We start from the raw sequence: 17,392 nt of genomic DNA on the forward strand, positions 1-17,392 counted from the left end.
AGTTATTCATTCGCGGCAGGCATAGGCGCGGGCAGCAACCGGAGCGCCCGTTAAGTCGCCGGTCGCTCGATTTTTCGGCGCAGCTCGGTATCCACGCGGCTCGAACGCGCTATATTGAAACCTGACGTCCTCCGGAGATACGCGATGGTTCCTTTCTTCGTTCAGTTCAAGTGCAAGCTCGGCCAATCCTATGCCGTCGCCAACGCTCTCGCGGAGGCCGAGATCGCCTCGGAGATCTACTCCACCGCCGGAGACTACGATCTGCTGGCGAAATTCTACGTCGATAACGACACCGATATCGGACACTTCGTGAACGAGAAGGTGCAGGTCATTCCGGGCATTCAGGACACCCACACCATCATCACTTTCAAGGCATTCGGAACCAACTAGCCGTTCCTGCATCTGGAACAAATGGTGGTACGCGCTGTTAAAGCTCGCGCCAAGCCGAACATGATCAGGAGAAAACAATGAAAGCCGCCAAGATTTCTCTCGCCACACTCGCCCTCGCTGCCGCCATCGGGTTGGCAGGCCAGGCGTCCGCCGAAACGCTGAAAGCAACCCTGAACGGCGCATCCGAAGTGCCCGCCAACACCAGCAAGGGCACCGGGACAGTCGAGGCGAATTACGATCCGGCGACCAAGAAACTGACCTGGAAGTTGACCTATTCGGGTCTGACCGGTCCGGCGACGGCAGCCCATTTCCATGGCCCGGCGGCCGCCGGCCAGAATGCGGGCGTTGCGGTTGCAATCCCGAATGCGACGTCCAGCCCCGCCGAAGGCAGCGCCACGCTGACCGACGCGCAGGCCGCCGACCTTTTGGCCGGCAAGTACTATGTCAACGTTCATACCGCAGCCCATCCGGGCGGCGAAATCCGCGGGCAGGTCACGAAGTAGTCCTGGCCCAATCGCAAGGCATTCGGCAAAGGGCAAAGGGACGAACCAAGGTTCGTCCCTTTTGTCGTCCGCCGGACCGGGGTTCTTAAAGCTGGCGCTCGCGCGCGCGGATCGCCGTCCAGACCCGCTCGGGCGTGGCCGGCATGTCGATGTGGTCGATTCCGTATTCGCGCCACAGGCCGTCGATGATGGCGTTGACCACCGCCGGGCAGGAGCCGATGGCGCCCGCTTCGCCCGCTCCCTTCACCCCGAGAGGATTGGTGGCGCAGGGGACGTTGCGGGTTTCGAAGGTGATCGAGGTGCCGTCGGCCGCACGCGGCAGCGCGTAATCCATGAACGTGCCGGTGACGAGCTGCCCGTCCGCGGCATCATAGACCGCCTGCTCCATCAGCGCCTGGCCGATGCCCTGCATGGTGCCGCCATGGATCTGTCCCGCCAGCAGAAGCGGATTCAACGTCATGCCGAAATCATCGACGACGACATAATTGACCAACCCGATCTTTCCGGTCGCCGGGTCGATCTCGACCTCCACGACATGGGTACCGTTCGGGTAGGTGCCGTCGGCGCTGCTGAAACTCTCATTGGCTGTCAGCTTCGAGGGGTCGGCGACGCGCTTGGCAAGGTCGGCGAAGGAGATCGAACGGTCGGTGCCCGCGATACGAACCAAGCCGTCGCTGATTTCGAGATCGGCCGGACTGGTTTCGAGTGCCTCGGACGCGATCTCGCGGAGCTGAACGCCGAGCTTGCGGGTCGCCCGCTCGACACTGACGCCGCCGGAAGGAATCGAGCTCGATCCGCCGGTGCCAAGGCCGGAGACGACCACGTCGGTGTCGCCCTGGATCATATGAATTCGTTCCGGCGGCAACCCAAACTGATCGGCGATGATCTGCGCATAAGCGGTGGCATGGCCCTGCCCGCTCGACTGCGTGCCGACCAGCACCGTGACGTCGCCGTCTGCGTCGAGCCGCACATCGGCCCGCTCGCGGCCCATGGTGCCGCAAATCTCGACATAGGTCGCCAACCCGATGCCGCGAACCAACCCTCGCTTTTTCGCAGCCTTCGCCCGCTTCGGAAATTCCTTCCAGCTTGCGATCTCCATGGCGCGCTTCATATGCGCTGCGAAATCGCCCGAGTCATAAATCTTGCCAGTCGCGGTCTTGTACGGCATCGCTTTCGGCGAAATGAAATTCCTGCGCCGGATGGCGTCCGGCGTCATGCCGAGCTTGCGCGCCGCGGCATCGACCAGCCGCTCCACCACATAGGCGGCCTCGGGGCGGCCGGCGCCGCGATAGGCATCCACCGGCACGGTGTTGGTGAACACGGCGCGCACGCGGCAATGAAACGCCTGGATATCGTAAAGGCCCGGCAGCATTCCGGCCCCGCCATACGGAATGTAGGGACCGAAGGTGGAGAGATAGGCTCCCATGTCGCCCATCAGGTCCACATCCATGCCGATGAACCTGCCGTCTTCCGCCAGCGCCATGCGCGCGGTCGTGACGTTGTCGCGGCCTTGCGAGTCACCGACAAAATGATCCGATCTCTCTGCCGTCCATTTGATCGCCTTACGAAGTTTTTTCGAGGCGACCGCGATCAGCGCGTATTCGCGATAGGGAAACAGCTTGGTGCCGAATCCGCCGCCGACGTCGGGACAGATCACGCGCATCTTTTCCATCGGAATCTTCAGCACGGACTGGCAAAGAATCTCGCGCAGCCGATGGCTGCCCTGGCTGCCAGCCGTCAGCGTCAGGCGATCGTGCTTGGCGTCGTATTCGCAGACGGCGGCGCGCGTCTCCATGTAGTTGGTGACGACGCGCGGATTGACGATCGAGATTTCCGCCACCGCATGCGCACCCGCGAAGGCGACGTCGGCCGCGTTCCTGTCGCCGATCGAAACATCGAACAGGAGATTGCCCGGGTGGTCGGGCCAGACCTGAGGCGCGCCCTTCTTCACGGCGTTGGCGACACCCACCACCGAGGCGAGCGGCGTCCACTCCACCTCGATCGCCTCGAGCGCGTCGCGCGCGTGCTCGACCGTATCGGCGACCACGAAAGCGACGGCGTCGCCGACGTGCCGCACCTCGTCGCGCGGAAGGATCGGATATGGCGGCGCGGTGAAGGGCTGGTCCGGAAGATTGAACTGGCAGGGCAGGCCGCCGAGATCGGCGACGTCGGCCGCGATGAGGATCAGGGCGACGCCCGGCAAGCCGCCGGCGCGCGACGCATCGATCCTGTATCTCGCATGGGCATGAGGCGAGCGCAGCATCAGCGCATGCAAGGCACCCGGCGGCGCATGGTCGTCGGTATAGCGGCCCTTGCCGCGAACAAGCGCGTCGTCTTCCTTGCGCCGGACGCTCTGGCCGATGCCGAATTTCACGGGAGCCATATGATCTCCGCCGCCGTTGCAGGATCGTTATACTGCAGGGAAGCCCCAAGAGGCTAGCCCCGCACCAGCGACCTCAACCAGCGCGGACCGAACAACAGCAAGATCACGCCGGCGTAGACGAGCGCGCCGACGACGATCAGCAGTCCAAGAGCCGCCTCGTCGCGCATCGTGCTCCACTGTGCGAACTGCGCCAAGGCGACGTGCGCGGTCAACCACAGCGCCGCCGCAAGCACCACGCCCGCGATCAGGAATTTGCCGAGCGAGACCCGCAACGAACGATCGATCTCGAAGTACCCTGCCCGCACCGCAAATCCGATCACGAGCAGAAGATTGACCCAGGCGCCGACCGCGGTGGCCAACGCCAGACCGACCTGCGCCAGCGAGCCCATCAACGCGACCTTGAGCGCGAGATTGACGCCGATCCCGGCGAGCGAGGCCTTCACTGGCGTCGCGGTGTTCTTGCGCGCGTAGAACGTGGCGACCGCGCTGCGGATCAGCACGAAAGGGATGAGGCCGACCGCGTAAGCCGACAGCGTCGCTCCCGCGGCAGCGGCATCGGCTGCGGAAAACGCGCCGCGTGCGAACATCGCCCGCATGATCACGTCAGGCACGGTGAGGAACGCCGCGACGAACGGCATCGAAAACAACAGCGTGAACTCGAATGCCCGGCGCTGCGACGCCGTCGCGCCCTCGTGATCGCCGCCCGTGATCCGCCGCGACATTTCCGGCAGCAGCACGGTGCCGATGGCGATGCCGATCACGCCGATCGGCAGTTGATTGAGCCGGTCGGCGTAATACAGCGCCGACAACGCTCCGGTCGGGAGAAAGGTCGCGATGATGGTGTCGGCGAACATCGCCAGTTGCGTGCCCATCGAGCCCACGGTGGCGGGCGCGAGCGCGCGAAAAAACGATCTGATGTCGTCACTCAGTTCGAGCGGCGAGAACCGCGGCAATCCCCCGTGCCGGCCGAGATCGCCCGCCAGCAGAAAAACCTGAAGGAAGCCGGAGATCAGCACGCCCCAGGCCGCCGCATGCCCGGCGCTCGGGAAAAAGGCCGCGAGCGTCAGTGTCATGATCATCGACAGATTGAGAAAGATCGGCGCAGCCGCCGCGCTGGCAAAGCGATGCATGACGTTCAGCATGCCGCCGTACAGCGTCACCAGCGTGATCAGCAGCAGATAGGGAAAGGTGATCCGGGTCAGTTCGATCGCCAGCCGTCGCTGCTCGGCGTCGTCGGAGAACCCCGGCGCCAGGATGCGCATGGCCTGCGGCATGAAAATCCACGCCACCACAAGCAGAACGACCTGGGACAGGAACAGCAGCGTGAAGATGCGATCGGCGAACAGTCGCGCCGAGGCCTCGCCTCCCTCCCCACGAACATGCGCGTAAGCCGGCACGAATGCCGCATTGAAGGCGCCCTCGGCGAAAATCGCGCGGAAATGATTCGGCAGCCGCAACGCGACGAAGAAAGCATCCGCGACCGGCCCGGCGCCGAGAACCGCGGCGAGCACGATGTCGCGCGCAAATCCCGTCAGCCGCGAGAGCAGCGTATATCCGCCGACGGTGAAAATGCGTCCAAGCATCCGGCGTTTCTACAGGATCGCCTCCCGGCGCAAAATGGCGAAATCAGTGCGCAAGCACGGCGCGCACAGCCTCGATGATCCGCTCCTGGGTCAATTCATCGAGGTAGGCGTGCATCGGCAGGCTGATGACCTCGTGCGACAGCCTTTCGCTGACGGCAAGGCCTTCGGCCGCCACGGGGAAATTCCGATACGCGGTCTGCTGGTGCAGCGATTTTGGATAATAGACCGCAGTCGGAATGCCCTGTGCCTTCAGCGCCGACGCCAGCGCGTCGCGGCCTCCGTTCGGCAGCCGGAGGGTGTACTGCGCCCATACCGACGTGCAGTCCGGCGCCACGCGGGGCACGATCGCAACGTCCCCGAGAGCGTCGTTGTAACGTCGCGCGGCCGCGTTTCGCGCTACGATCTCGTCGGGAAATACCTTGAGCTTCTCGATCAGGATCGCCGCCTGCATCGTATCGATGCGCCCCGTGAGACCCAGCCGCACGTTGTCGTACTTGTCCGAACCCTGCCCGTGCACGCGCACGCTGCGCAACGTGTCCGCCAGTTCGTCATCGTCGGTGAAGATCGCGCCGCCGTCGCCGTAGCAGCCGAGCGGCTTGGCGGGGAAGAAACTGGTCGCGGTCGCAAGGCCGAACGTACCCAGCCGTTTTCCCTTGTAGGTCGCGCCGAACCCTTGCGCGGCGTCGTCGAGAACGAACATGCCCTCGGTCGCGGCCACGGCTGCAATCGCATCGTGATCGGCGGGCTGACCGAACAGGTCGACGGGGATGATGGCCCTTGGCCTGAGGCCCTGCTTTTTGGCGACCGCGATACCGCTCTTGAGCGAAGCAATGTCGATATTGAACGTCGTCTCATCGACATCGACGAACACCGGCGTTGCGCCGAGCAGCGCCACGACCTCGCCGGTCGCGCAGAAGGTGAATGTCGGACAGATCACCGCGTCGCCCGGGCCGACGTTTTTCGCCAGCAGCACCATCAGCAGCGCGTCGGTGCCGCTGGCGCAGGCCACCACATGCCTTGCGCCGCTGAACGTGGCCAGGTCGGCTTCCAGGCGTGCGACTTCGGGGCCGTTGATGAACTGGCAATGCGTCAGCACCCGCGCAACCGCATCGTCGATACGTTTGCCGAGACGACGGCGCTGTTCGACGACATCAATAAATGGAACAGCCTTCGCAGGCATGTGCTGCTGCATTCAGTCCTCTGGACGATCAGCCGGCGACGCGGCGCGGAGCCGGCCGCGCCGGCGGCGCGACGGAAGACGGCGCTTCAAGGCACTTGATCGCGATCTCGAGGCTGGCGACGCCTTCGCCGCCGCTCACCGCCGGAGCCTTTCCTGAGCGCACCGCATCGACGAACGCGATCAGTTCGGCGCGCAAAGGTTCATCGTGGCCTACCGGGAGGTGGCGCATCGAATAGCTGCCATCCGGCTGGAAACCGAAGCATTCGGTGACCTGGCGGGTCAGCAGATCGCCCATGATGTATTTGCCGCGGGTGGCGACCGTGACGCTGCGGGCCTTGAACGGCGTCAGCCAGTTCGTATTGATATGCGCGAGCACGCCCGACGCGGTTCGGAACTGAAGCAGGGCGATATCCTCGCGCTCGGCGATGGCGCTGGAAAGCTGGGGCTGCACGTCGACGATTTCCGATTCGGTGAACCAGCGGATCAGGTCGATGTCATGCACGGCAAGGTCGATCACAACGCCGACATTCGACATGCGCGGTGGAAACGGACCGACCCGCGTGATCGCGATCGAAAGAATATCCTCGCCCCGGATCGCCTGCTTGATGGCGGCGACTGCCGGATTGAAGCGCTCGACATGGCCGACCATCAAAGTCAGGCCGGCGCGCTGAGCGGCGGTGACGATCCTGCGCCCCTCCTCCACCGTCGAGGCGATCGGCTTCTCGACCAGAACATGAACGCCGCGCTCGATACAGGCCAGCGCCAGCTCACAATGAAGGTGTGTCGGCGCAGCGATGGTAACCGCGTCGACACCGGCCGCCATCAGTTCGTCGAACGTCCCGAACGTCCGGCACCCGATCAGCTCGGTCGCGCGAGCGCGGTGCGCGAGCAACGGATCAACGATGCCGGCGAGCCTGACGCCGGCGAGGCCGGCCAGCACGCGACCGTGATTGCTGCCCATGATACCGGCGCCTATCACGCCGACACGCAGCACACGCTCCGACCCTGCAGTTTTCAATGCAGATGGCTTCGAACTCATTCGATACCCCGAAATCGACCGGCCAAGGCACCCCCCGAAACCCGACCGTGCGCTCTCACTAGCACGCCATAACGAAAGTGGCGATTAGAGGAATAACAATCCCAACACGTTTTGATTCAAAGAATTACATGATACTTAAACTTGTAGGACTTATAGCAGCATCGTTGGAACAGGCTTGAACAGTGTTTCCACAGATTAGCTGATTCGTTCCTCGCGCGGCAGCTCAGCTTCGCTGATAGTCATCCTCGATCCGGATGATGTCGTCCTCGCCGAGATAGCTGCCGGTCTGCACCTCGATCAGTTCCAGCGGAATCTTGCCGGGGTTTTCCAGCCGGTGGGTGGCTCCGATCGGAATATAGATCGACTCGTTCTCATGCACGATCTTGACGAGATCACCGACCGTCACCCTCGCGGCGCCCCGGACCACGATCCAGTGCTCCGAACGATGATGATGTTTTTGCAGCGACAACCGCTCGCCGGCCTTCACAGTAATGTGCTTGACCTGATGCCGCTCGCCCCTGTCGATCGACTGATAGGCGCCCCATGGCCGATGGACCCGCAGATGCTCTTCGGTGACCTGCGGCGCCACGGTCTTCAACTTCGCGACCAGACGTTTCAGCCCGTTGGCGTCCTTCTGGCGCGAGACCAGCACCGCATCCTGCGTCGCCACCACCACGAGATCGTCGACACCTTCCAGCGCGACCAGTGCCCTGTCGGTTGAGATATTGCAGTTGCGGGAATCCTCGAACACGGCGGGGCCTTGCGCCGCATTGCCTTCGCCATCCTTGTCCGACAATTCCCATACCGCGTGCCACGATCCGACATCCGACCAGCCGCAATCGACGGGCACCACGGCGGCAAGTCCGGTCTTTTCCATCACCGCGTAATCGATAGAAATCGCCTGTGCCTGCGCGAAAGCGTCGGGGTCGAGCGTAACGAAGCCGAGATCCCGGCCGGCATTGGCCACAGCATCCGATACCGACCGAACACTGTCGGGATCGACGTTGCGATATTCATCGAGCAGCACCGCCGCGCGGAACATGAAGTTGCCGCTGTTCCAGAGATAACCCGCCTCGACATAGCCCGCGGCGGTTTGCGGGCCGGGCTTCTCGACGAACATCGTCACCGCGCGCACCTCGCCTGCGATCACCGCGCCGGGGCTGATATAGCCGTACTCGGTCGCCGCCCGCTCTGGCCGGACGCCGAAGGTCACGATGCGGCCGGCATTCGCGGCGGCGAGGCCCTGACGGCAGGCGGCGACGAACGCTTCGGTATCACACACCACATGATCCGCGGCCAGCGCGAGCACGACGGCCGCGTCGTCGCGCATCTGCGCGAAGACCGCTCCCGCCGCGATTGCCGGTCCGGAGTCGCGTCGCGTCGGCTCCAGCAGGACGTCCGCCTCAAGCCCGATCTCCGCGAGCTGTTCGAGCACCATGAAACGGTAGGCGGCGTTGGTGATCACGATCGGCCGCTCGAACAGCGCCGGATCGGAAACCCGCCTCAGCGTATCCTGAAACGTCGAACGCTGCCCGAACAACGGCAGAAACTGCTTCGGGCGGCCCTCCCGCGAGGCCGGCCACAGCCGGGTTCCCGCGCCGCCGCACATGACGAGGGGGATGATACGCTCACTCACAAGACAATCTCCGCATTCCGATCCGTCCATTAGAGCGTTTTCGAGCGAAGTGGCTACCGGTTCGCGTGAAGAAAACGCGTCAAATCAAAACATAGAGCCCCGCTTCTGATCCCGTCAGGAGCGGAAAGGCTCTAGAACGGCACGAGGAAAAATGTATAGCGGTTTTCCGTCCGTATCCCGCCCGAAAACATTGGAATCGATCACGATGTGTTCGGATACAGATGCTCGCCCGACAAAACGGAATCGGGTTTATCGAATGGACCCCAATCGCCACGCTATCCGACCCGATGATAGCGACGATACCAGGTTGCAAAGCGAGGGATGCCGTCTTCAAGCGGCATCGAAGGACGGAAACCCACCTCGCGGGTGAGATCGTCGATATCGGCGAACGTGGCTTGCACGTCGCCGGGCTGCATCGGGAGCATCTCCTTTCGTGCCGTCCGTCCGAACTCCATCTCCAGAAGCGCGACGACGTTCATCAATTCCGCCGGCTTGTTGTTGCCGATGTTGTAAATTCGCCAGGGAGCCGGACTCGTGCCGGGATCCGGAGCATCACCCGGCCGGTCGGTTTCGCCCTGTGGAACATGATCGATCAGGCGGACAACGGCTTCGACGACGTCGTCGATATAGGTAAAATCGCGCCGCATGTTGCCGTGATTGAACAGCCTGATCGGCTGCCCTCCGACGATCGCGTCAGCGAACTTGTAGAGCGCCATGTCGGGCCGATACCACGGGCCGTAGACGGTGAAGAAGCGCAGTCCCGTTATCGGCATGCGGTAAAGGTGACTGTAGGCATGCGCCATCAGTTCGTTGGATTTCTTCGTCGCCGCGTAAAGGCTGACCGGATGGTCGACGTTATCGTGAACGGAAAAGGGAAGTTTTGTATTCGCGCCGTAAACGGAGGACGACGAAGCAAACAGCAAGTGAGGGCAGTCGGCGTGCCGGCATCCTTCGAGGACATTGGCGAAGGCCGTAAGGTTGGAATCGACATAGGCGTCCGGATTTTGCAATGAATAGCGTACGCCCGCCTGGGCCGCGAGATGGATCACGGCCGAAAGACGATTTTCAGCGAACAGGGCGGCCGCCGCCGCGCGATCGGCGAGATCGGCCCTGACGAAACGGAACCGCGAGTCCTTGCGCAGGATGTCGAGCCGGCCCGCCTTGAGCGCGGGATCGTAGTAGCTGTTGAGATTGTCGATGCCGACGACCCGACGCCCGTCCTTCAGGAGTCGGCCGGCGAGGTGAAATCCAATGAAGCCTGCCGCGCCGGTGAGCAGTATCGGATGATCCGACATTTCATTCCTCAGGATGTACAGGCCGCGGAGTGCGGTCGCGGGACTTCTTTATTGCCCACGTCCCGATGGGAGACCGCAATGCCTGTCGCGACTATTGCCAGACGCCGTCCAAAACCATACCAAGGCAGCCGGGCCGCCGATCGTCGTCCCGAAGGTCCCAGACGACCAACTTAACCTCGGCACACACGAGCGCAATGCGCCAGATCCTGCTTTCAACGGCAAAAATACTGGTTTCTGCCGCGTTGCTCTATCTTGCGCTCCGCAAGATAGACGTCTCCGACCTCGTCTCTCGCCTCGGTCTCGCCAGCGTCGGATGGATCGCGTTTGCCCTCGCCATGGCCCTGTTGCAGGTTCTCGTCAGCGCCCTGCGCTGGCGGGAAATCAGCGCGGACTGCGGCGCGCCTCTCTCGGTCGCGCAGGTACTGCGCTACTGCATAATCGGCTCGTTCTTCAACCAAACCCTGCCTTCCTCGATCGGCGGCGACGCCATGCGGCTCTGGCTGGTCGGGCGCGGGCCAGCCGGTTGGCGAGCAGCCGCCTATTCGATCTTCGTCGACCGCGCGATCGGCCTGACCGCGCTTGCCGTGCTGATCGTCGCCAGTCTGCCGTGGAGCTACCGGCTGATCGGCAACCCTCATGGCCGGCTTGCGCTGCTTCTCGTCGATCTTTCCGCGCTGGCCGCCGCCGGGGGATTCCTGCTTCTCGGCAGGCTGCAATGGCCCTGGCTCAAAAATATTCGGGCCGCGCATCATCTTCGCGCCTGCTCGGTCATTACCAACCATGCCATCTTCAATCGCAAACGCGGATGGAAGATGGCGTTCCTGTCGCTCTCCATCCATTCGCTTGCCGTCGTGATCGCGTGGTGCGTTGCGAGGGCGATCGCCGCGCCGGTTTTTTTCACGGAGATATTCCTGCTCATTCCACCGGTCATGCTGATTACGATGCTGCCGATCTCGATAGCCGGCTGGGGCGTGCGCGAGGCCTCCATGGCCCTGACTTTCGGATACGCCGGACTGGCGACCAGCGAGGGAGTTAATGTCTCGCTGTTGTATGGCGCGGTGCTCTTCGTCGTCGGCGCGCTCGGCGGCCTTGTCTGGATATTCAGCGGCGAGAGAGCCGAGAGGGGACCTGCCCCGATTGAACTCGCGGAATAACGGCGCGGGCCCGTTCGCGCGAAACGTCATGCGTGAGACGGTGTATGTCCCGCATGCACCCCGAATTCCGGCACGGCATCCTTCAAGACCGAGCGGATCTTCGACTTGTCCTCGTTGGCGACGGCCTCCCTCAGGTCCGCGATCCACTTGTGCAGCATGTCCATCGGCGGCTCGTTCGGCTTCGCCGCCAAGACACCCGGCAAACCGATCTCGATGGTCGGCTCCTCGCTCGCAAACAGGATTTCATTCAACCGCTCGCCCGGCCGCACGCCGGTAAAGACGATCTCGATGTCGTGGTGGGGTTGCAGGCCGGACAGGGTGATCATGCGTTCGGCCAGATCGACGATCTTCACCGGCTGGCCCATGTTCAGCACGTACACCGATACGTCGTGCCGTTCCGGCATCGCCGCATGGCTCGCCGCGGTGATGACGAGATCGCAGGCTTCACGAATCGTCATGAAATAGCGGACCATGTCCGGATGCGTGACGGTCACCGGACCGCCAGCTTCGATCTGCGCCTTGAACTTCGGCACAACCGATCCGTTTGACGCCAGCACATTGCCGAAGCGGACCGAAATCAGCCGCATCGGAATCTTGTCGTCGGTGCGCTGCGCCAGTTCGCGGTCGAGCGCCTGGCAATACATCTCGGCAAAACGCTTGGTCAGCCCGAGCATGGAGACCGGCTCGATTGCCTTGTCGGTCGAGATCATCACCATGGCTTCGGCGCCGGCCGCCAGCGCCGCATCGGCAACATTGACCGAACCGAAGATGTTGGTCTTGACGCCTTCGCTCCAGTCGCGTTCGAGGATGGGCACGTGCTTGAGCGCCGCCGCATGGAACACGATGTCGGGCTTGAATTCGTTCATCAGGCGCTTCAGCCGTTCGCGGTCGCGGATGTCGGCGATGCGGCCTTCCACCACAGCGGCCCGGTTTCTGGTGCCTAGTTCCTCCATGACCGCATAGAGCGCAGGCTCGGAATTTTCGATGATCAGCAGCCGGCTCGCACCGAACGTCACGACGCGTTTGCAGATTTCGGATCCGATCGATCCGCCGCCGCCGGTCACGACGATGGACTTGTCCTTGATCAGCCCCCCGAGCCGCTCATAGTCGATGGTGCGGCTCGGGCGAAGCAGGAGATCTTCGACGGCAACCGGCGTCAGGCGCGGAATATCGCCTTCCTCGCCGAGCGACGGCAGCCGGCTGACCTTCAGGCCCAGTTTGCGGCCCCGCGCAAGAACGGCCTCGGGCTGGGCCTCGGGCTCGAATGCCGAGGGCGTCATGATGATGCGTTTGATCGCACGGCGCCGCTCGGCAAAGTCCGTGATCACGTCTTCGAGCTTGTCTACTGCGCCAAGGACCGGAACCCCGCGTATCGTCTGGCCGATGTCGGCGGACGACGGCGACAGCAGGCCGACCGGCCGCAGGTGCTTGACCGCGCCGCTCTCGACCGAACGGAACAGAATTTCGGCATCCGCAGCGCGGCCGACGACGATGGCGGGCGTCGCATCGTCGGCCTTGACGCGAACAAGGGTGCGTTTGTAGCGGAAATACCGATAGGTGAAGCGGGTGGCCGCGAGCAGGAATATCTGCAACAGCCAGTACAGTATGATCGTCTTCTTTCCGAGAAAGAACGTGCCGTAGAGATTGGGCGCGATGACGATATAGTCGAAGACAAGGATAATGAATCCCAGAACCGATGACGCCTTGACGATGTTGAGGGCATCCACAAGGGAAATGAACCGCCATTTCGTCGTCGTCAGGTTGAAGGCGTAAAAGACCACGAAACTGATGACGAGGAAGTAGGGCAGCGTTTTCAGCAGCAACGGCAGGCGCAGGGCAAATTGACGGTCGTCAAAACGAAAGTAACAGCTCACGAGCAGCGCCGCCACGACCGTAATCAGGTCATGCAGCGCGATCAGGACGTTTCGCGAGGTAAATTTTCGACGCAGGCTCATGAGACGGCAACCCGGACAGCGCAGGAAGGGGAAACACGCCGGCCGCCGCGGAACAAGGCTGTCATGCCCTGCCTCCTGCGCGCTTCACCAATGATGTCGTACTGAATCCCTGCAGGATATCGATCAGCACGACCTCGCCGCCTCGCGCGGTAACAAGCTCCTGACCGACAACCTGCTCAAGAGAATAATCCCCGCCTTTGACAAGCACGTTCGGCTGAATGCGCTCGATCAACCTGAGCGGGGTGTCCTCTTCGAAAACCATCACAAGATCGACGGCCTCGAGCGCAGCCAGCACCTCCGCCCGCGCCCGCTCATCCTGAACCGGCCGGCCCTGTCCCTTCAGCCGGGCCACGGATGCATCGCTGTTCAATCCGACGACCAGACGATCGCAGGTTGCGCGCGCTCCGGTCAGCACCTTGACGTGACCGGGATGCAAAATATCGAAACAGCCGTTGGTGAAGCCGATCCGCAAGCCCTGTTCGCGCCACGCCGACAGACGCATGTCGAGATCGGCCGCCGATCGCGCGATTTTCTCTTCGGCCGCGAGAGAGGCCGGCGGCAGAATATTGCGGCGCAGTTCGGCGAGCGTGACAATCGCGGTGCCGCTCTTGCCCACCGCCACCGCCGCGGCGGCGCTAGCGGTCCGCAACGCAGTTTCCCAATCGGCCCCCGCGGCGAGCGAAACCGCGAGCGCAGCGACGACGGTGTCGCCCGCGCCGGTCACATCGCGAACCTTGACGGTGTGCGCGGGAACGTGAATGACCTCGCCCTCGCCGGGCACAAGCGTCATGCCGCGCTCGCTCTGGGTCACCAGCAAGGCTTCGCAATCAGCGAGCCGCATCACCTCGCGAGCCGCTGCGGCGATGCTGGCCTGATCGTCGGCGCGGCTGCGGGTCGCGTCCGCAAACTCCTTGCGGTTCGGCGTCAGCAGCGTCGCGCCGCGATAGACGCCGAAATCGGCGCTTTTCGGATCGACGATCACGCGCTTGCCGAGCCCGCGGGCCGTATCGATGACGGTGCGGATCACCCGCGCCGTCAACACCCCCTTGGCATAGTCCGACAACAGAACGATGTCGGCGCGCGGCAGTTGCGGCAAAATGGCGTCGATCAGGGCCTGCTCCACCGCCCCGGACGCCGGAGCCGGCGTTTCCCAATCGGCGCGCAGCATGTGAGTCGAGAAGTGCTCCGAAACGAATCTCACTTTGCGCGTCGTCGGCCGCGAGGAGTCCGAAACCAACAACGGCTCGATCAGACGTTCGCGTGACAATGTGGCGCGCAGTCGCTCTCCCGCGTCATCCTGCCCCACCAGCCCGACAAAGATGCAGCGCGCACCGAGCGCGGCGATGTTACGCGCGACGTTACCCGCCCCGCCGACGTTGGTCTCGCTGCGCTGAACCGCGATGACCGGCGCCGGGGCCTCCGGCGAAATCCGGGAAATCTCGCCGTATACGAACTCGTCGAGCATCAGATCGCCGACGCAGAGCACGGTCTGGCGGGAAAACGCATTCGACAAGCCGTCAAAATCGATCATCAGACCCTTCACCTGCTGCTTGAGTTCGATCCGGATTGCATTGAATCAAACTCAAGCTCTCTCGTTTTTACCGTGCACTATCTTATCCGAAAACCAGTTTCCGCCTTCGGACAAGATCACGCTCCAGTGGTCCTCTGATTTCAAGATCAGCATCCCTGCCCGGCCGATTTTTGCGAATGTTAGAATCAAAGGACCACTGGCAAATAAAAGGTTTCTAGCGGAGTTTCGAATTTGACATTCGCATCACCAACCCGCGGCAAAATGGGTCGCGAATGGCAGATCCACTCCACTGGCGTGTCAGCGAAAGCGATCGTCCCGATCGAGATAGCCTTCGACATAGGCCTCGACCGCTTCCTCCAGCGGCGTGAAGCCGCCGTTGTAGCCTGCGCGTTGCAGGCGCTCGACCTCGCTTTGCGTGAAATACTGGTAGGCTCCGCGAATCTGCTCAGGCATATCGACGTATTCGATGTTCGGCTTCGCGCCAAGCGTGACATAAGCCGCCGTCATCAGATCACGAAAGCTGCGCGCCTTGCCGGTTCCGACGTTGAAGAGACCGCTGACCGAGGGCGTCGCCAGTAGCCACATCATCACGCGGACCACGTCGTCGACATAGATGAAGTCGCGGCGCTGGTCGCCGTCGGCGATGCCCTCCCGGTGCGATTTGAACAACTGCACCGGACGGCCGGCTTTGACGTCGTCGAACCGGCGCGCCAACACGCTCATCATGGCGCCCTTGTGATATTCGTTGGGGCCGAACACGTTGAAGAATTTCAGGCCGGCCCATTGCGGAGGCAGCGCATCGCCGTTGGCGACGCGGCCGGCGACCGCCATGTCGAACAGGTGCTTGCTCCAGCCGTAGAGATTCATCGGCCGAAGCGCCCGCAGCGCGGCCAACGACTGATCGTCGCGAAAGCCCTGCCGGCCGTCGCCGTAGGTCGAGGCCGACGAGGCATAGATGAAGGGCGTCGCGGTCGCCGTGCACCAGTCAAGCAACCGCAGCGACAGCCGGAAGTTTGTTTCGACGACGAGATCGCCGTCGGTCGCGGTGGTCTCGGAGATCGCGCCGAGATGAACGATCGCGTCGAGACGGCGGCCCTCCAGCCAGTCCGCCAGTCCTGCGGGAGGAACGATATCCGCAAGCTGCCGCTTGGCGAGGTTGCGCCATTTGCCGTCGTGGCCCAGCGCATCGCACACCGCCACGTCGCCGCGTCCGGCGCCGTTCAGCGCGGCCACGAGATTCGATCCGATAAAACCGGCGCCCCCGGTCACCAGCAGCATGATGTCCCCGTCATGGATGTGCAATTCCTAGTGGTCCAATTCTAACCTTTGCATCCCGGTGCGGGCAGGCGTCCTCGCAAATGTCAGAATCAAGGGACCACGAGCAACCATAAGATTTTCCAGTGGAGTTTTGAATTTGACATTCGCCTGCCGGGTGTGCGGCAAGGTGGGCGGCTAATGTCGAATTCACCCGCTGGTTTGCCCCACTCCTGCCTGCGAGGCAACCTGGATGGCGTGAAGGGACGAAATCGCTCGCCAAACGCATGGCGCAAGATAACTTTACCTCCGCCACGGGAGCGGATAGGGAGGATTTTTCATCTGTCCCGGTGTTACGTATTCGTTAAGTTATGAAAGCAGATTCACCAGAAGATCTGGAGATTGTCAGCGACGCGGACGACTCGCGCCCTGTTCTGATCGTTCCCTACATGTGGATCGGCGACTTCGTCCGCGGCCATACGGTGGTGCGGGTGCTCAAGCAGCGCTGGCCGAATCGGCCGGTGGATATGCTGGTGACGACGCTCTGCGCCCCCCTGGTCGATTACATGCCGGGCGTGCGCGCCGGCGTGGTCTGGGACCTGCCCCGAGGCCGGCTGGCGCTGAGGCAACAGTGGGGACTGTCTCGCCAGTTGCGCGCGCGAGGATACGGAACCGTCCTCATCATGCCGCGGACCTGGAAATCGGCCATTGCGCCCGCGCTGGCCGGCATTCCGGAACGGGTCGGCTTTGTCGGCGAAGCGCGGTTCGGGCTGCTCAACCGCTGGCGCTGGGGCGAGCGAGCCCTGCCCCGCATGATCGACCGGAAGGCGTCGCTGGCGCTTCCGGCCAAGGCGGAGCGACCGCCAGAGTGGCCCGCGCCGCAGCTTCGCGTCCCAGGCGAGGACGTCATCCGCTGGCGGCAGGCGCAAGGACTGGGCTCCGGACCAGCGGTGGCGCTCGCTCCCGGAGCGGTCGGCTCCAGCAAGCGCTGGACTTACTACGCCGAGCTGGCTCGGATGCTGGCCGAGCATGGAATCGATGTCTGGGTGATCGGCGGCCCCAACGAAAAGGCGATCGCGGCCGAAATCGTGGCAACCGGCGGCTCGCGCGTCCGCGACCTCACGGGCCACGACTTGCGAAACGGCATTTTGGCGATGGCGGCGGCGACGCTCGCGATTTCGAACGACTCCGGCCTGCTGCACGTCGCGGCCGCGATCGGAACGCCCACGATGGGAATTTTCGGCCCGACCAGTCCCTATCACTGGGCGCCTTTGAACGGGCTTGCCGCGACGATCCAGGCTAAAACGCCGCTGCCGTGCCAACCGTGCCATCGCCCGGTCTGCACGCGAAACGACCATCGCTGCATGAGGGACATCCCGGCGGCCGAGGTGCTGGCCATCGCGGAACGGGTGCTTGCGGAGACCCGCGAGCGCGCCGCGCCTTGATACGACCATGCTTGCGCGGGCATGACGGGCTCAGTACCACTGCT

Annotated in this window: 13 protein-coding genes; 4 read left to right on the forward strand and 9 right to left on the reverse strand. The window is 63.2% G+C overall.

Going from position 1 to position 17,392, the window contains the following annotated elements; genetic code table 11:
• Nucleotides 1–144 precede the first annotated feature (144 nt).
• Together ACMDCM_RS08930 and ACMDCM_RS08935 are read left to right on the forward strand one after the other, a co-directional pair.
• Nucleotides 145–390, forward strand: a complete 246-nt coding sequence (locus tag ACMDCM_RS08930) for an Lrp/AsnC ligand binding domain-containing protein (protein ID WP_412773235.1) — start codon at nucleotides 145–147, stop codon at nucleotides 388–390.
• Between the two features lie 77 nt (nucleotides 391–467).
• Nucleotides 468–893 carry a CHRD domain-containing protein gene (locus ACMDCM_RS08935; protein WP_412773236.1) on the forward strand — a complete coding sequence of 142 codons (426 nt, stop codon included), beginning with the start codon at nucleotides 468–470 and terminating at the stop codon, nucleotides 891–893.
• Nucleotides 894–978: 85 nt separating this feature from the next.
• Here the strand turns inward: ACMDCM_RS08935 and ACMDCM_RS08940 are convergent, their stop codons facing one another.
• The 6 genes from ACMDCM_RS08940 to ACMDCM_RS08965 all read right to left on the reverse strand — a co-directional run bounded on the left by ACMDCM_RS08940 (nucleotide 979) and on the right by ACMDCM_RS08965 (nucleotide 10,009).
• Entirely contained in the window at nucleotides 979–3,276 is a 2,298-nt protein-coding gene (locus tag ACMDCM_RS08940; RefSeq protein WP_412773237.1) for a xanthine dehydrogenase family protein molybdopterin-binding subunit, read from the reverse strand.
• Nucleotides 3,277–3,329: 53 nt separating this feature from the next.
• A complete protein-coding gene (gene murJ, locus ACMDCM_RS08945) occupies nucleotides 3,330–4,859 on the reverse strand; it encodes a murein biosynthesis integral membrane protein MurJ (RefSeq protein WP_412773238.1) in 1,530 nt (509 codons plus the stop codon).
• 43 nt (nucleotides 4,860–4,902) lie between these two features.
• A complete protein-coding gene (locus ACMDCM_RS08950) occupies nucleotides 4,903–6,051 on the reverse strand; it encodes a DegT/DnrJ/EryC1/StrS family aminotransferase (RefSeq protein WP_412773239.1) in 1,149 nt (382 codons plus the stop codon).
• A 16-nt stretch (nucleotides 6,052–6,067) separates the two neighbouring features.
• On the reverse strand, nucleotides 6,068–7,078 hold the full coding sequence (locus ACMDCM_RS08955; RefSeq protein ID WP_412773240.1) for a Gfo/Idh/MocA family oxidoreductase: 1,011 nt from the start codon (nucleotides 7,076–7,078) through the stop codon (nucleotides 6,068–6,070).
• A 223-nt stretch (nucleotides 7,079–7,301) separates the two neighbouring features.
• A complete protein-coding gene (locus ACMDCM_RS08960) occupies nucleotides 7,302–8,714 on the reverse strand; it encodes a mannose-1-phosphate guanylyltransferase/mannose-6-phosphate isomerase (RefSeq protein WP_412773241.1) in 1,413 nt (470 codons plus the stop codon).
• A 275-nt stretch (nucleotides 8,715–8,989) separates the two neighbouring features.
• Nucleotides 8,990–10,009, reverse strand: a complete 1,020-nt coding sequence (locus ACMDCM_RS08965) for an NAD-dependent epimerase (RefSeq protein WP_412773242.1) — start codon at nucleotides 10,007–10,009, stop codon at nucleotides 8,990–8,992.
• Nucleotides 10,010–10,203: 194 nt separating this feature from the next.
• Between ACMDCM_RS08965 and ACMDCM_RS08970 the strand changes: the two genes are divergently transcribed.
• Nucleotides 10,204–11,163: a lysylphosphatidylglycerol synthase transmembrane domain-containing protein gene (locus ACMDCM_RS08970; protein WP_412773243.1), complete on the forward strand. Its 960-nt coding sequence runs from the start codon at nucleotides 10,204–10,206 to the stop codon at nucleotides 11,161–11,163.
• Nucleotides 11,164–11,189: 26 nt separating this feature from the next.
• On the opposite strand, the gene ACMDCM_RS08975 is transcribed toward ACMDCM_RS08970, so the two are convergent.
• The 3 genes from ACMDCM_RS08975 to rfaD form a co-directional block, all read right to left on the reverse strand.
• Complete coding sequence (locus tag ACMDCM_RS08975; RefSeq protein WP_412773244.1) at nucleotides 11,190–13,118, reverse strand: SDR family NAD(P)-dependent oxidoreductase; 1,929 nt, start codon at nucleotides 13,116–13,118, stop codon at nucleotides 11,190–11,192.
• Nucleotides 13,119–13,179: 61 nt separating this feature from the next.
• Nucleotides 13,180–14,649, reverse strand: a complete 1,470-nt coding sequence (rfaE1, locus tag ACMDCM_RS08980) for a D-glycero-beta-D-manno-heptose-7-phosphate kinase (RefSeq protein WP_412773245.1) — start codon at nucleotides 14,647–14,649, stop codon at nucleotides 13,180–13,182.
• Between the two features lie 297 nt (nucleotides 14,650–14,946).
• Nucleotides 14,947–15,927, reverse strand: coding sequence for an ADP-glyceromanno-heptose 6-epimerase (rfaD, locus tag ACMDCM_RS08985; protein ID WP_412774709.1), 981 nt, complete (start codon nucleotides 15,925–15,927; stop codon nucleotides 14,947–14,949).
• Nucleotides 15,928–16,274: 347 nt separating this feature from the next.
• Between rfaD and waaF the strand changes: the two genes are divergently transcribed.
• Nucleotides 16,275–17,348, forward strand: coding sequence for a lipopolysaccharide heptosyltransferase II (gene waaF / locus ACMDCM_RS08990; RefSeq protein WP_412773246.1), 1,074 nt, complete (start codon nucleotides 16,275–16,277; stop codon nucleotides 17,346–17,348).
• The last annotated feature ends 44 nt before the right edge of the window (nucleotides 17,349–17,392 follow it).

Origin of the sequence: Nitrobacter sp. (assembly GCF_047149785.1) — a bacterium.
Classification (GTDB): Bacteria; Pseudomonadota; Alphaproteobacteria; order Rhizobiales; family Xanthobacteraceae; genus Nitrobacter.

Bases quoted from the DNA above. Each gene is read 5' to 3' on its own strand.
- ACMDCM_RS08930 (WP_412773235.1), top strand. From the start codon at position 145: ATGGTTCCTTTCTTCGTTCAGTTCAAGTGCAAGCTCGGCCAATCCTAT.
- ACMDCM_RS08935 (WP_412773236.1), top strand. From the start codon at position 468: ATGAAAGCCGCCAAGATTTCTCTCGCCACACTCGCCCTCGCTGCCGCC.
- ACMDCM_RS08940 (WP_412773237.1), bottom strand. From the start codon at position 3,276: ATGGCTCCCGTGAAATTCGGCATCGGCCAGAGCGTCCGGCGCAAGGAA.
- murJ (WP_412773238.1), bottom strand. From the start codon at position 4,859: ATGCTTGGACGCATTTTCACCGTCGGCGGATATACGCTGCTCTCGCGG.
- ACMDCM_RS08950 (WP_412773239.1), bottom strand. From the start codon at position 6,051: ATGCAGCAGCACATGCCTGCGAAGGCTGTTCCATTTATTGATGTCGTC.
- ACMDCM_RS08955 (WP_412773240.1), bottom strand. From the start codon at position 7,078: ATGAGTTCGAAGCCATCTGCATTGAAAACTGCAGGGTCGGAGCGTGTG.
- ACMDCM_RS08965 (WP_412773242.1), bottom strand. From the start codon at position 10,009: ATGTCGGATCATCCGATACTGCTCACCGGCGCGGCAGGCTTCATTGGA.
- ACMDCM_RS08970 (WP_412773243.1), top strand. From the start codon at position 10,204: ATGCGCCAGATCCTGCTTTCAACGGCAAAAATACTGGTTTCTGCCGCG.
- ACMDCM_RS08975 (WP_412773244.1), bottom strand. From the start codon at position 13,118: ATGAGCCTGCGTCGAAAATTTACCTCGCGAAACGTCCTGATCGCGCTG.
- rfaE1 (WP_412773245.1), bottom strand. From the start codon at position 14,649: ATGATCGATTTTGACGGCTTGTCGAATGCGTTTTCCCGCCAGACCGTG.
- rfaD (WP_412774709.1), bottom strand. From the start codon at position 15,927: ATGCTGCTGGTGACCGGGGGCGCCGGTTTTATCGGATCGAATCTCGTG.
- waaF (WP_412773246.1), top strand. From the start codon at position 16,275: ATGAAAGCAGATTCACCAGAAGATCTGGAGATTGTCAGCGACGCGGAC.